Origin of the sequence: Streptomyces sp. NPDC006372 (assembly GCF_040612515.1) — a bacterium.
GTDB lineage: Bacteria > Actinomycetota > Actinomycetes > Streptomycetales > Streptomycetaceae > Streptomyces.
This window is the reverse complement of record NZ_JBEXQJ010000003.1, coordinates 1-13,589: the sequence shown is the minus strand read 5'-3', so window position 1 is coordinate 13,589 and position 13,589 is coordinate 1. Positions and strand designations below refer to the sequence as shown.

Here is a 13,589-nt window from a genome sequence, read left to right as displayed (position 1 = left end):
AGAGCCATGACCGGCGTACTGACCGTCGACCGCCCCGCGCAGCCCACGGCCCCCACCCGCTACACCGTCGCCCTCGCCCGGAACGAGGAGGACGTGCGCGCCGCGCAGCGGCTGCGGCACGACGTCTTCGCCGGGGAGATGGGCGCCCTGCTGTCCGGCCCGCAACCGGGGCTGGACGTCGACTCCTTCGACGCGTACTGCGACCACCTGCTGGTGCGCGAGGAGACGACCGGCCAGGTCGTCGGCACCTACCGGCTGCTGCCGCCCGAGCGCGCGGCGGTCGCCGGGCGGCTGTACTCCGAGAGCGAGTTCGACCTGACGTCCCTGGCCGGGATCCGGCCGGAGCTCGTCGAGGTCGGCCGCTCCTGTGTGCACCCCGACCACCGCGACGGCGCGGTCATCAGCCTCATCTGGGCCGGTATCGCCCGCTACATGGTCGACCGCGGACACGAGTGGCTCGCCGGCTGCTGCTCCGTCCCGCTGGCGGACGGCGGCACCCTCGCCTCCGCCACCTGGGACCGGGTCGCCGCCAGGCACCTGGCGCCGCCGGAGTACCGGGTCCGGCCGCTGCTGCCGTGGACCCCGGCCCCCGCGCCCGCCGCCCGCGTCGAACTGCCCGCCCTGCTCCGCGGCTACCTGCGGCTCGGCGCCTGGGTGTGCGGCGAACCGGCCCACGACCCCGAGTTCGGCGTCGCCGACCTGTACGTGCTGCTGCCGATGAGCCGGGTCAACCCGCGCTACCTGCGGCACTTCCTCTCCCTCGTGCCCGCCTGATGAGCGCCTGGCTGCCCACCGCGCCCTGTACTCCGCAGGCCTGTGTCGAGGCGCCGGCGGCGGCGACCGCCCGTGCCGTGCCGCGTGCCGTCCTGCGGCTCACCGCGGTCGTCCTGCTCCTCCTCGCGGGGTCCGCGCTGTCGCCCCTCGGCCCGCGCATACCGGCGTCCCTGGTCCGGCGGTGGTGCCGGTGGATCGTACGGGCCGCCGGGGTCCGGGTCCGTATCACCGGTACCGCACCGCCCACCGGTGGCCTGCTGCTGGTCGCCAACCACATCTCGTGGCTGGACATCCCGCTGCTCGCCGCCGTACGCCCCGCCCGGATGCTGGCCAAGACCGAGGTGCGGCGGTGGCCGGTCGCCGGGCCGCTGGCCGCGCGCGGCGGCACCCTGTTCATCGACCGGGACCGGCTGCGCGCCCTCCCGGACACCGTCGCCCGGATCGCCGGTGCTCTGCGCGAGGGCGCCGCGGTCGCCGCCTTCCCCGAGGGCAGCACCTGGTGCGGTCGCGCCCAGGGCACCTTCCGCCGCGCCGTCTTCCAGGCTGCCCTGGACGCCGGGGTGCCGGTCCAGCCGGTGCGGATCGGCTACCGGCTCACCGACGGAGCCACCACCGCCCCCGCGTTCGTCGGCGACGACACGCTGCTCGCCTCACTGTGGCGGGTGGCGATGTCCCGCGGCCTGGTCGCCGAGGTCGAGGTACGGGGCGCCATCCCACCGGGCAGCCACCCCGACCGCCGTTCCCTGGCGGCCTCGGCCCAGCCGCGGGAGACGGCCGTGCCCGCCTGGACGCACACGGTGCTCGTGGCGTAGGAGGGAGTCTCACGGCGCCGTGGACCGCCTGCGCGCGGTGTCCAACGCCCGGGGCCGCAGCGACGGCCCGCCCGGTCACTCCCCGGCCAGAGCGCGCGCCAGATAGGGCGCGGTACGGCTCCGCTCCGACCGTGCCACCTCCCGGGGCGGGCCCGCCGCCACGATCCGGCCGCCCGCGTCGCCGCCGCCCGGGCCGAGGTCGACCACCCAGTCGGCACCCGCGACGACGGACATGTCGTGCTCGACGACGATCACCGTGTGCCCGGCGTCGACGAGGCCGTGCAACTGGCGCATCAGCACCTCGACGTCGGCCGGGTGGAGGCCGGTCGTCGGCTCGTCGAGGAGGTACAGCGTGTGGCCGCGGCGGCCGCGCTGGAGCTCCCCGGCCAGTTTGATGCGCTGGGCCTCCCCGCCGGACAGTTCCGTCGCCGGCTGGCCGAGGCGCAGATAGCCGAGGCCCACGTCGAGCAGGGTGCGAAGGCTGCGGGCCACGGCCGGGGTGCCCGAGAAGAACTCCGCGGCGCTCTCCACCGTCAGGTCCAGCACCTGCGCGATGTTCCGCCCCCGGTACGTCACCTCCAGCGTCTGAGGGTTGTACCGCGCACCGCCGCAGTCCGGGCAGGGCGCGTACGTGCTCGGCAGGAACAGCAGCTCCACACTGACGAACCCCTCGCCCTGGCAGGTCTCGCAGCGGCCGCCCGCCACGTTGAAGGAGAACCGGCCGATGCCGAAGCCCCGGGCGCGAGCCCCGTCGGTGGCCGCGAACTCCTTGCGCACGACGTCGAAGAGGCCGGTGTAGGTGGCCAGGTTCGAGCGCGGGGTGCGCCCGATCGGCTTCTGGTCGACCGAGACCAGCCGGCCCACCCCCGCCGTGTCCTCGGTGACCTCGCCGACGAGCGTGGACTTGCCGGAGCCGGACACCCCCGTGACGGCGGTGAAGGCGCCGAGCGGGAACTCGGCGATGACGCCGCGCAGGTTGTGCCGGGTGACCGGGCCGGTCTTCAGCCACCCGCGCGGTTCGCGGACCTCCCGTACCGGGGCGGGTGAGCGGTCGAAGAGGTGACGGGCCGTCGCCGACTCCCCGACGGCGGCCAGCCCGGCCACCGGGCCGCTGTGCAGCACCCGTCCGCCGTGCTCGCCCGCGTGCGGGCCCACGTCCACCAGCCAGTCGGCGCGGCGTACGACGTCGAGGTGGTGCTCCACCACGAACACCGAGTTCCCGGCCGCCTTCAGCCGCTCCAGCACGGTGAGCAGCGCCTCGGTGTCCGCCGGGTGCAGCCCGGCCGACGGCTCGTCGAGGACGTAGACCACACCGAACAGGCCGGAGCGCAGCTGGGTGGCGAGGCGCAGGCGTTGCAGCTCGCCCGCGGAGAGGGTGGGCGTGGCCCGGTCGAGGCTGAGGTAGCCGAGACCCAGCTCGACGACCGGTGCGATACGCGCCCTGAGGTCGCCGGTGAGCACCCGGGCGGCCTCCGACGTCGCGTCGAGACCGGCGGCCAGCTCCACCAGGGGCAGCGCCGCCAGCTCGGCGATGGTCCGCCCGCCGAACGTCACGGCCAGGGCCTCGGGCCGCAGCCGGCTGCCGCCGCAGGCCGGGCAGGGCGTGCTGGTCAGGAACCGCTCGGCCCTCGCCCGCAGCGTCGGGCTCTTGGAGTCCGAGAAGGTCTTCATCACATACCGGCGGGCGCTCATGTACGTGCCCTGGTACGGCCGCTGGATGCGGTCCGCGTCCCGCACCGGGTGCACCGTGACGACCGGCTGCTCGTCCGTGAACAGGATCCACTCCCGCTCGTGGGCCGGCAGCTCCCGCCACGGCCGGTTCACGTCGTACCCGAGCGCGTCGAGGATGTCCCGCAGGTTCTTGCCCTGCCAGGCGCCCGGCCACGCGGCGATCGCGCCGTCGCGGATCGACAGCGACGGGTCGGGAACCAGCGACTTCTCGCTCGTGCGGTGCACCCGGCCGAGGCCCTGGCACTCCGGGCAGGCCCCCACCGCCGTGTTGGGCGAGAAGGCGTCGGAGTCGAGCCGTTCGGCACCGGGCGGATAGGTGCCGGCCCGGGAGAACAGCATGCGCAGAGAGTTCGAGAGGTTGGTGACGGTGCCGACGGAGGAGCGCGAGGTGGGCGCCGAGCGGCGCTGCTGGAGCGAGACGGCCGGCGGCAGACCGGTGATCTCCCCGACCTTCGGCGCGCCGACCTGGTGGATCAGCCGCCGCGCGTACGGCGCGACCGACTCGAAGTAGCGCCGCTGCGCCTCCGCGTAGATCGTGCCGAAGGCCAGCGACGACTTCCCCGAGCCGGACACGCCGGTGAAGACGGCCAGCACGTCCCGGGGGATGTCGACGTCGATGCCCTTGAGGTTGTGCTCGCGGGCGCCGCGGACACGGACGTACGGGTCGTGGGGGCTGCGGGGGTCGTGCATGGACACCGACTCTAACCGGAGGTGATCGCGGCCAGCCGCCGGTAGGAGTCCAGCAGGGCCTCGCGGTCGTACGTGCTGGTGGTGACCAGGACCTCCTGGGCCCCGGTCTCCTTCAGCACCGTCTCCAGCTCCTGCGCCACCTGCTCCTCGGTGCCCGCGACATGACCGGCCAGTCCGGCCTCGTAGAGACCTCGCTCCTTGCCGGTCATGGTCAGCGCCTCGACCCGCTCGGCGGGCGGCAGGGGCGGGAAGGTGCCGCGGGTGCGGGAGTACGCCATCGACCATGCCTCCGGGATCAGCAGCCGTCGGGCCTCCTCGGGCGTGCCCGCCACCGCGACCGTGCCGGAGACGACGACGTAGGGCTCGGCGGACCAGACGGAGGGACGGAAGTGGTCGCGATAGTGGTCGATGCCGCGCCGCATCTTCTCCCGGTTCCTGAGGTCGCCGATGACCATGGGCAGACCGAGGCGGGCGGCGATGCCGGCGCCCTCGCCCATGGCCAGGACGAACGGCGGTACGGTCAGCCCCTCGGCCGGGCGGGCGTGGACCCCGGTGGGTGAGGTGCCCTCGAACCAGCCGAGCAGCTCCCGCAGCTGCGCCTCGAAGTCGTCGGCGTCACCCTTGTCGCGGCCCAGGGCCCTGCGCACCCCGTCCGTGAAACCGACGGAGCGTCCGAGCCCCATGTCGATCCGCCCGGGAAACAGCGATTCCAGCACCCCGAACTGCTCGGCGACGACCAGCGGCCGGTGGTTGGGCAGCATCACCCCGCCCGTGCCGACCCGGATCGTCCGGGTCGCGCCGGCGACGGCACCGGCCAGCACGGTCGGCGCCGAACCGGCGACCCCGGGCACCCCGTGGTGCTCCGACACCCACACCCGGTGATAACCGAGCCGCTCCAGCTCCCGCGCCAGACGCACGGTGTCACGCAGCGCCTCGCCGTGCGTGTGTCCCTCGCGGGTGCGGGAGCGGTCGAGGACGGAGAAACGGGTCGAAGCGATCACTGAGCTCACATGATGTTCAACGCCCCTGGAGCGCGGGGATTCCCGGCGGCCTCTTCGCGGACCCGCCCGTCCTGGACGGCTTGGGCTGCGCGACGACACGGTCTGCGGACTCGTCTACGCCGTCTCCACCGGGCTGTTCGGCGGTCTGGCCGTCGGCGGCGCGGTAGCACTGATGCGCTGTTCCGGTCCCGCGTACCAGTTCCGAAGCGCCGAACTGCGGCACTGGATCGCGGCCCACCCGGCCCCCGTGGTCACGCCGTGGCGTCAGTCCTCGGGCCGCAGCAGTCCGCGCTCGTAGGCCTTGACGAGGTTCTGCGGTACGAGGTGACGGACGCCGCCGACCGTGACCGGGACCAGGACGGGCGTGGCCGCCTTCCACCGGGCGCGGCGGTGACGGGTGTTGCTGCGGGACATCTTCCGCTTCGGGACAGCCATGGGACTCCTTCTCGGGACTCCTGCGCCACACGGGCAGGGCACCGAGGACGCTACATGAAAATGGATACCATTAACAATGTGCGTCCCCGGTGCCCTGCCCCCGTGTCCCGCGGGGCCGTCAGTCGTCGGCGCCCACCAGCATCCGCACCTCGAACTCCTCGTGGGCGCTGCTCTCCTCGGGCCGGCCCTTGTCCCGCACCGTGCCGAGCCAGCCCAGGAAGAAGCCCGCCGGGATGGAGACGATGCCGGGGTTCTGCAGCGGGAACCAGGCGAAGTCCGCGTCCGGGTAGATCGAGGCCTGGGTGGAGGAGACCACCGGTGAGAAGACCACGAGCAGGACGGAGCAGGCCAGGCCGCCGTAAAGGCTGAGCAGGGCTCCCTTCGCCGAGAAACGCCGCCAGAAGAGGGTGTAGACGATCGTCGGCAGGATGGCGGACGCCGCCATGGCGAAGGCCAGGAAGGCCAGCGTCGCGGTGTTCGCGCCCCAGGCGACGAGGGCGAGCAGGATGCCGAGGACGCCGATGACCGCGCCTGACAGCCGGGCGACGGTCAGTTCCTCCGTCTCGCTGGCCCTGCCCTTGCGGATCACCTCGCCGTACAGGTCGTGGGCGATGGAGGAGGCGGCGGCCAGCGTGAGGCCGACGGCCACGGCGAGCAGCGTGAGATAGGCCAGACAGGTCAGCAGCGCGGTGAGGAGGCTGCCGCCGAGTTCGTGGGCGAGGAGCAGCACGGACGCGTTGCCGGTGCGGTCCGTGTCGACGATGGTGTCCTGGCCGACGAGCGCGGTGGCGCCGAGACCCATGATGCCGGCCCCGAAGCAGACCGCGCCGACCAGGCCGATGGCCCACAGGACTGAGGAGCGCAGTACGCCGCTGCCGCGGGGGGCGAGCAGTCGCATCAGCACGTGGGGGAGGGCTGCGAGGCCGAGGACGATGGCCAGTTCCAGACTGAGGAAGTCCAGCTTGTTGCTGACGGTGCCGCCGTAGCGCAGCCCGGGTTCGAGGTACTGCACCCCGTTTCCGCTGCGGTCGGCCGCCGCGGTGAGCAGGGCGTTGGGGTTCCAGTCGTAGTGGTGCAGCACCCAGCCCGCCGTGAACAGCACACCCACCACCAGCATCACGGCCTTGATGATCTGGACGACGGTGGCTCCGGGCATGCCGCCGAGGGAGGCGTACAGGATCACGAAGGTGCCGATCACCACCACGCACAGGGTCCGTGTGGTGGCGCTGGGCGCTCCGGTGAACTGCGTCAGCAGGGCCACACTGCCGACGAGTTGGGCCACCAGGTACAGCGTCGCGATGGCCAGGATGCACACCGACAGGGCCAGCCGCACCTGCCGCTGCTGCCGGGGCAGACGCAGCGCGATGGTGTCGCCCAGCGTGAACTTGCCCGTGCGGTGCAGGGGTTCGGCGATCAGCAGCAGCACCATCATCCAGGCGACCGTGGTGCCGCCCAGGTACATCAGCCCGTCGTACCCGGTCAGGGCCACCAGTCCCGTACTGCCGAGCAGAGTGGCGGCGGACAGGTAGTCGCCGCACATGGCCAGGCCGTTGCGCAGCGGCGACATGGAACGGTTGCCGAGGTAGAACTCGCTGATCTCGTCGCGCTGAGGGGCTGTCAGCAGCGCCGTGAACAGGGTGACCACCACGACGGTCAGGAACAGGACGAACGTCAGCTGGAGAGTGCTGTCGTCGATCGCGGCGACGGTCACCACGCGCGGAACCCCCTCGAGCCCTGCTGGAAGAGCCGGCCGGCTTCGGGCTGCGCCGCGGCCTGACGCGCGCGACGGTTCTCGTCCTCCTGCAACCGGGTCCGGAGGCCGCGGGCGAGCGGATCGACCCGGGTGCGCATGTGCCGGACGTAGCACCACGCGGTCACACCCATGACGACGAACTGCCCGAGACCGAGGACGAGCCCGATCGTGAGGCGGCCGAACAACGGCTGGTTCATCACCAAAGGCGCAAAGAAGGACAGCAGCACGTACAGCAGGAATCCGCCGACGGACAGGATCGTCGCCCGGATACCGAACCGGCGCTGCGCGCGACGCAGAGAGTGAAATTCAGGATGGTCGGATATACGAGACGGCGGAGTGTGTTCGATGTGCGGAAGCGGAAATGTGGGAGTGTCCTCCCGCCGCGGTGGAAATTCGGGCACAGGCGCACCTTCTTCGCTGCTTCGTGCCCCGCACTCGACCCCGTCGAGTCAATGGGTGTCCGGCGTTTCGGGCAGGGTGGAGGGATGCCGAACACGCTGTGGGGGTGCGGGCTCTGTGGGGGCTCGTGAAACCGGGAAAACTGCTGTCCGGAATCACGCGGACGGCCTCGGGGTTCTGTGTGGAGAGCCCCGACCAGCCCCGGCCACGGGTGGTGGCGAGGCTGAAAGCGGAGTATGTCAGTGCTGTGCTTGAGCCATCAACTGTGGTGATGAATTGACGGTTGTGCATGGCTCGTTCACGCCCCCGTCGAGGGGATGGCGGTACTGCGACGGCCTGCACGAAAGGGTCAGCCGGTGAATAGTCCGGACCATTTCTTCGGCCGGGCTGTCTCAAAACCTCTTCGTACGCCTGCGACGGTGAAGGCCGGCGGCAAGGCCTAGGGTGGGCGGTGTGAGTGACGACCGCAGCAAGACCCCGCTGGCCGTGTTCGACCTGGACAACACGCTCGCCGACACCGCGCACCGGCAGCGTTTCCTGGAGCGCAGGCCGCGGGACTGGGACGGCTTCTTCTCGGCGGCACCGCAGGACCCGCCGCTCCCGGAGGGCGTCGCGCTGGTCAAGGAGAGCGCCCGGGAGTGCGAGATCGTCTACCTCACCGGTCGTCCCGAGCGCTGCCGGCGCGACACGCTCGACTGGCTCGCGGCGCAGGAGCTGCCCGAGGGGCGGGTGTACATGCGGCGCGACGCCGACCGCAGGCCTGCCCGGTTCACCAAGCTGGAGATCCTGCGGCGGCTCGCCCGCACCCGCGAGATCCGTGTCCTCGTGGACGACGACGAACTGGTCTGCGAGAACGCCAGGCGCGCGGGCTTCACCGTCCTGCAGGCCGACTGGGCGGCCCGGTCGGCCGAGCTCAAGGTGGCGCAGGAGCGGGAAGGCCGGACCTGAGGGCGCGCTCTACTCGGTCTCCTCCAGACGGAAGCCCACCTTGAGGCCCACCTGCCAGTGCGCGATCTGGCCGTTCTCCAACTGGCCGCGCACCTGCGTCACCTCGAACCAGTCCAGATTGCGCAGGGTCTCCGAGGCCCGGCCGATGCCGTTGCGGATGGCCTGGTCGACGCCGTCGGGGGAGGTGCCGACGATTTCCGTGACGCGGTAGGTGTGGTCTGACATGCCGCTGCTCCTCTTCAGTGACGGGAGTGTCACGCGTCACTCCACCGTGCCCCAAGTGGCGGCGAAACGCGAGACGTCACCTCGCGCCACGCCGCCGTCAGTGGGGTCACCGACGTCAGCGCGCCACGCTCAGCGACAGCGCGAACCGGCCGGCACCGTCCGTCCACCAGTGGGCCAGCTCCAGCCCCGCCGCGGACAGTTCGGCCCGCACACCCTCCTGCCGGAACTTCGCCGACACCTCGGTGCGCATCTCCTCTCCCGCCGCGAAGTCGACGGCGAGGCCGAGCGCCGGCACCTTCACGGTCTGCGCCGTACGGGAGCGCAGCCGCATCTCGATCCACTCGTGCCCGGCGTCCCACCGGGCCAGGTGGTCGAACGCGGCGGGTTCGAAGTCGGCGCCGAGCTCACGGTTGATCACGCTGAGGACGTTCTTGTTGAACGCGGCCGTCACCCCGGCCGCGTCGTCGTACGCCCGGACCAGTACCTCCTCGTCCTTGACGAGGTCCGTGCCCAGCAGCAGGGCGTCGCCCGGGGCGAGCAGGGCACGCACCGACGTCAGGAACGCGGCGCGCTCGGCGGGCAGCAGATTGCCGATCGTCCCGCCGAGGAACGCCACCAGCCGGGGCCCCGGCGTCTCCGGCAGCGTCAGTTCCGCGGTGAAGTCGGCGATCAGCGCGTGCACGTCGAGGCCCGGCCGCTCGGCGACGAGCGCCTGCCCGGCCTGGGTGAGGGCGCTCTCGCTGACGTCGACGGGCACGTAGGTGCGCAGGTCCGTCAGGGCGTCCAGCAGATGCCGGGTCTTCTCGGAGGAGCCGGAGCCGAGCTCGACCAGGGTGCGGGCCCGGGTCGCCGCTGCGATGTCGCCGGAGCGCGCGAGCAGGATCTCGCGTTCGGCGCGGGTGGGGTAGTACTCGGGCAGTTCCGTGATCTTCTCGAACAGGTCGCTGCCGTGCGCGTCGTAGAACCACTTCGGCGGCAGCGTCTTGGGCCGGCCGGTCAGGCCCCGGTGGACGTCGGAGCGCAGCGCGGCGTCCGTGGCGTCCTCGGGAAGGGTGCGGGTCAGATGGAACGGACTCACGTACGGGGCTCCTTCGATGATGCGGGGACGAAGGCGTCGGCCGGCTCCTTCAGCGGCGTGAGCAGCACGTCCGTGCGGCTCGCCGCCAGCAGGGTGCGGTCGGGGACCTCCCGCCAGTGCGGATCGTCGTCGTAGGGCTCGGAGGCCACGACCGTGCCGCCGCCGGGCCGGGCGAGGTGCCAGAGGGTGTCGCCCCAGGCGGTCGCGGTGATGGTGTCGCCGTCGGTGAGGAGGAGGTTGAGCCGGGAACCGGGGGCCGCCGCGGCGACCTCCAGGACCGTGTCGGCCAGCGCCTGGCCCTGCTCGTCGCCGTTCCTCAGCCGGGCCAGGACCAGTGCCCACACGAGCGCCGAGTCGTTGCGGGCCTCCAGCGACAGCAGGTCCTCGGGCGGCAGGGTGCGGGCTGCGGGTGCCAGCGAGCCGGGCCAGCCCTTGACCGCCCCGTTGTGGCTGAACAGCCACGTCCCCGCGGCGAACGGAGCCGCCGCGGCCTCCGCGTCCGCGCCCGACAGGGTCGCGTCCCGTACCGCGCCGAGCAGCGCCGTGCTGCGGACCACCCGGGCGAGATCGGCGAACGACAGGTCGGCCCAGATCGGCCCGGCCCGGCGGTAGCGAGCCGGCACCGGGTCACCCTCGGCGTACCAGCCGACGCCGAAACCGTCGGCGTTGACCGTCCCGTACCGCTGCCGCCGCGGCGCCCACGACTGCCGGTACAGCCCGTGCTCGGGCTCCACGAGGAGCCGGCCGAGCGGCTCCCCGGGGCCCACGTACGCCACATGGCGGCACATCAGATCTCCTCCGACCGGGCCGTGCGGAACCCGGAGAAGATCTGCCGCCGGATCGGGTAGTCCCAGTTGCGGAACGTGCCCCGGCAGGCCACCGCGTCCACGGCGAACGAACCGCCGCGCAGCACCTTGTGGTCGGAGCCGAAGAAGACCTCCGAGTACTCCTTGTACGGGAACGCCTTGAACCCCGGGTACGGCAGGAAGTCGCTCGCCGTCCACTCCCACACGTCGCCGATCAACTGCCGTACCCCGAGCGGCGACTCACCGGCCGGGTAGCTCCCCGCCGGGGCGGGGCGGAGGTGCCGCTGGCCCAGGTTGGCGTGCTCGGGCCCCGGGTCGGTGTCGCCCCACGGATAGCGCATCGAGCGGTCCCCGGCCGGGTCGTACCGGGCCGCCTTCTCCCACTCGGCTTCGGTGGGCAGCCGGCGTCCCGCCCAGCGGGCGTAGGCGTCGGCCTCGTACCAGCACACGTGCAGTACCGGCTCGTCCGGCGGGACCACCTCGGTGACGCCGAAGCGCCGCCGCAGCCACTGCCTGCCGTCCTTACGCCAGTACAGCGGGTGCGCGATGGAGTTCCGCTTGATGTGGGTCCAGCCGTCCGGTGTCCACCAGCGCGGGTCGTCGTAACCGCCGTCCTCGATGAAGGCCTGGTAGGCGCCGTTGGTCACCGGGGTGGTGTCGATCCGGAAGGGTGCCACCTCGCGCCGGTGCGCGGGGCGTTCGTTGTCCAGGGCCCACGGTTCGTCCGAGGTGCCCATGGTGAACGGGCCGCCCGGGACGAGGACTTCGGTGGGGCCGGTGAACAGGGGCACCGGTTCCGGATCGGGCGCGGTCAGGGCCTGCGGGCCCCGCCGGAGCTGATGGGTGATCAGCATCGTCTCGTCGTGCTGCTGTTCGTGCTGCGCGATCATGCCGAAGGCGAACCCGGCCTCCGTCAGCCGCGTCCCGTGGAACGCGGCCCTCTCCAGCACGTCCAGCGCGCGGCCGCGTACGTCGGCCGCGTACGAGCGGGCCTCGGCGGGCGACAGCAGGGGCAGCTTCGGGCGTTCGGCCCGAGGGTGCTCGAAGGCGTCGTAGAGGCCGTCGATCTCGGGACGTATCGCCTCGTGCCCGGCGACGGCCCGCAGCAGCCACTGCTCCTCCTGGTTGCCGATGTGCGCGAGGTCCCACACCAGCGGCGACATCAGCGGCGAGTGCTGCGCGGTCAGGTCGGGCTCCTCGACGCAGCTCGTCAGCAGGGTGGTCCGGTCACGGGCGACGACCAGCGAGGCGACGGCGCGGTCGCGGAGCACCTCGGGGTCGGCGGTCCCGGCTCCGGCGGTGGTGCCGGTGGCGGGGCTGGTGTCGGTCATGGGCGGAGGTCCTTCCCGTGTACGCGGCCGTCCGTGCCGCGCTCTCCGTCGAGCAGGTCGTCGGCGGGGCAGCGGCCCCGGACGACGTAGTGGTCCAGATAGGCCGTGACGGCGTCCGTCACCTCGGGGGTGGCGCCGAGCCGCGGCAGGGCGTCCAGCGCCGCCGTGAAGCACGAGACGGCCACCTCGCGCAGTTCGGCGTCGGCCAGGCCGTCGCGGGCCGCGTCGAGCCACAGCGGGTTGTGCGGCGCGGGCAGGCCCAGTGTGCGTTCGGCCAGCGGCTTCACGGCCCGGTAGGCGGTCTCGGCGGCCTGCGGGTCGTCGAACAGCGCCGTCGTCACGGCCAGTGGCACGATCCAGCCGTCGTCGCCCGGTTGCGCGTCGATCATGCGCAGTTCGAGATGGCCGCGCGGCCTGACCGGCGGGAACAGCGTCGTCAGGTGGTACTCGAGGTCCTCGTGGGTGGGCGGGCGGGGGAGCCCCTTCCGGGTCCACTCCCGGAAGGTGAGCCCTTCCGGGACGTCCCAGGGCCCGCTGTCGCGCCGTACGCACATCACAGGGGAGTCGAGCACGTGCCTGGCCCAGGCGCCGCGCGGGTCGGCGTCCAGGGGCGGTCCGCCCGCCCTGCCGGTGCCGATCCTGGTCCAGGTCAGCTGCCGGGTGGAGAGCCAGCCGGTCGGCCGGTGACCGGCGAGCGGGGAGTTGGCGAACGCGGCCACCAGGACCGGGCCCAGATGATGGGCCAGCCACCAGCGCCGTACGAAGCCGAGGGGGCCGGGTTCCTCGTGGCCCGCGTCCAGGCACACCTGTACGGAGGCGGAGGTGCACATCATGGCGCGACCGGCCGGGCCTGTGCGGTCGAGGCAGGCCTCCATGGCGTCGTAGCGGGGCTCGCGCAGGAACCGGCTGGGTTCGTGCCAGGGATCGTTGCCCAGGCCGACGAGAGTGAGACCGTCGTCGCGCAGGGCCGCGCGGACGGCGTCGAGGTCGGCGGAGACGGTACGGATGCACTCCGTCAGCGAGGCGGCGGGAGGCGAGCTCAGCTCCAGCTGGCCGCCGGGCTCCACGGTGAGTGCCGACCTCAGGGAGAGGGTCCGCAGTGCGGCGTAGGCCGCTCGGAGTCTTTCGGGTGTGACGGGGAGCTGCGGTGCGCGCAGCTCGTGGACGAGCCATTCCACCTCGACCCCGAGGCGGCGCGGCGGGCCGGTCTTGAAACAGATGCCGCGGACCAGCGCCTCGACCTCTGCTTCGTTCAGTGCGCTGTGGGGCTGGGTACAGTCACCCGCCGGAGCACTGGACGTATCGGACATGTCTGAATCCTCCTGAGATTCCACCATGCCACCGGTCCGGGCTTCATGACGGCCCGGGCCGGGATCAACTCGTCCCACCCAAGACCTTCGGCTCGCTCGGCACAAGAGGGCAGACCGGGGCGTTCCGGGCCGGTCATCCGTGCAGACCGGTCGTTTTCCCGCGCTTTCCCCGGCGTTTCTCCGAGGGCGGAAACTCCGTTGCGCCGCGGAACCGGCATCACCACCATGTCTGCGTGAGCACGACAGAAAGAGCCGCGCGGCCACGCGGTCACGGCGCGCACGGGGGTGGCGCCGTG

13 protein-coding genes are annotated in these 13,589 nt (G+C 72.4%); 3 read left to right on the top strand and 10 right to left on the bottom strand.

All coding sequences use genetic code 11. The features are described from left to right. The first annotated feature begins 6 nt into the window (after window positions 1–6). Together ABZ016_RS07145 and ABZ016_RS07140 are read left to right on the top strand one after the other, a co-directional pair. Window positions 7–774, top strand: coding sequence for a GNAT family N-acyltransferase (locus ABZ016_RS07145; protein WP_356915527.1), 768 nt, complete (start codon window positions 7–9; stop codon window positions 772–774). Next, complete coding sequence (locus tag ABZ016_RS07140) at window positions 774–1,586, top strand: lysophospholipid acyltransferase family protein (RefSeq protein ID WP_356915526.1); 813 nt, start codon at window positions 774–776, stop codon at window positions 1,584–1,586. Before ABZ016_RS07145 ends, ABZ016_RS07140 begins: the two co-directional genes overlap by 1 nt. Before the next feature lie 75 nt (window positions 1,587–1,661). Here ABZ016_RS07140 and ABZ016_RS07135 read toward each other — a convergent pair whose 3' ends face one another. The 5 genes from ABZ016_RS07135 to ABZ016_RS07115 form a co-directional block, all read right to left on the bottom strand. Continuing rightward, the gene (locus ABZ016_RS07135) at window positions 1,662–4,007 is read right to left on the bottom strand and encodes an excinuclease ABC subunit UvrA (RefSeq protein WP_356915525.1); all 2,346 of its coding nucleotides are present in this window, start codon (window positions 4,005–4,007) and stop codon (window positions 1,662–1,664) included. 11 nt (window positions 4,008–4,018) lie between these two features. Then, window positions 4,019–5,017, bottom strand: coding sequence for an LLM class flavin-dependent oxidoreductase (locus ABZ016_RS07130; RefSeq protein ID WP_356915524.1), 999 nt, complete (start codon window positions 5,015–5,017; stop codon window positions 4,019–4,021). 255 nt (window positions 5,018–5,272) lie between these two features. Further along, entirely contained in the window at window positions 5,273–5,443 is a 171-nt protein-coding gene (rpmF, locus tag ABZ016_RS07125; protein WP_356915523.1) for a 50S ribosomal protein L32, read from the bottom strand. 118 nt (window positions 5,444–5,561) lie between these two features. Then, window positions 5,562–7,157, bottom strand: coding sequence for a cation acetate symporter (locus tag ABZ016_RS07120; RefSeq protein ID WP_356915522.1), 1,596 nt, complete (start codon window positions 7,155–7,157; stop codon window positions 5,562–5,564). Beyond that, window positions 7,151–7,597, bottom strand: coding sequence for a DUF485 domain-containing protein (locus ABZ016_RS07115; RefSeq protein WP_356915521.1), 447 nt, complete (start codon window positions 7,595–7,597; stop codon window positions 7,151–7,153). The genes ABZ016_RS07120 and ABZ016_RS07115 overlap by 7 nt, the downstream gene beginning before the upstream one ends. A gap of 451 nt (window positions 7,598–8,048) precedes the next feature. On the opposite strand from ABZ016_RS07115, the gene ABZ016_RS07110 reads away from it, so the two are divergent. Then, on the top strand, window positions 8,049–8,543 hold the full coding sequence (locus ABZ016_RS07110; RefSeq protein ID WP_356915520.1) for a hypothetical protein: 495 nt from the start codon (window positions 8,049–8,051) through the stop codon (window positions 8,541–8,543). 9 nt (window positions 8,544–8,552) lie between these two features. On the opposite strand, the gene ABZ016_RS07105 is transcribed toward ABZ016_RS07110, so the two are convergent. From ABZ016_RS07105 to egtA, 5 genes are all read right to left on the bottom strand, one after another. Beyond that, a complete protein-coding gene (locus ABZ016_RS07105) occupies window positions 8,553–8,768 on the bottom strand; it encodes a dodecin (protein WP_356915519.1) in 216 nt (71 codons plus the stop codon). A 115-nt stretch (window positions 8,769–8,883) separates the two neighbouring features. Then, window positions 8,884–9,846 (bottom strand): L-histidine N(alpha)-methyltransferase, encoded by a 963-nt coding sequence (egtD, locus tag ABZ016_RS07100; RefSeq protein ID WP_356915518.1) that lies wholly within the window; start codon window positions 9,844–9,846, stop codon window positions 8,884–8,886. Beyond that, window positions 9,843–10,634 (bottom strand): ergothioneine biosynthesis protein EgtC, encoded by a 792-nt coding sequence (gene egtC / locus ABZ016_RS07095; protein WP_356915517.1) that lies wholly within the window; start codon window positions 10,632–10,634, stop codon window positions 9,843–9,845. The genes egtD and egtC overlap by 4 nt, the downstream gene beginning before the upstream one ends. Next, window positions 10,634–11,983, bottom strand: a complete 1,350-nt coding sequence (gene egtB, locus ABZ016_RS07090; RefSeq protein WP_356915516.1) for an ergothioneine biosynthesis protein EgtB — start codon at window positions 11,981–11,983, stop codon at window positions 10,634–10,636. Before egtB ends, egtC begins: the two co-directional genes overlap by 1 nt. Beyond that, complete coding sequence (gene egtA, locus ABZ016_RS07085) at window positions 11,980–13,293, bottom strand: ergothioneine biosynthesis glutamate--cysteine ligase EgtA (RefSeq protein WP_356915515.1); 1,314 nt, start codon at window positions 13,291–13,293, stop codon at window positions 11,980–11,982. The genes egtB and egtA overlap by 4 nt, the downstream gene beginning before the upstream one ends. Window positions 13,294–13,589 lie beyond the last annotated feature (296 nt).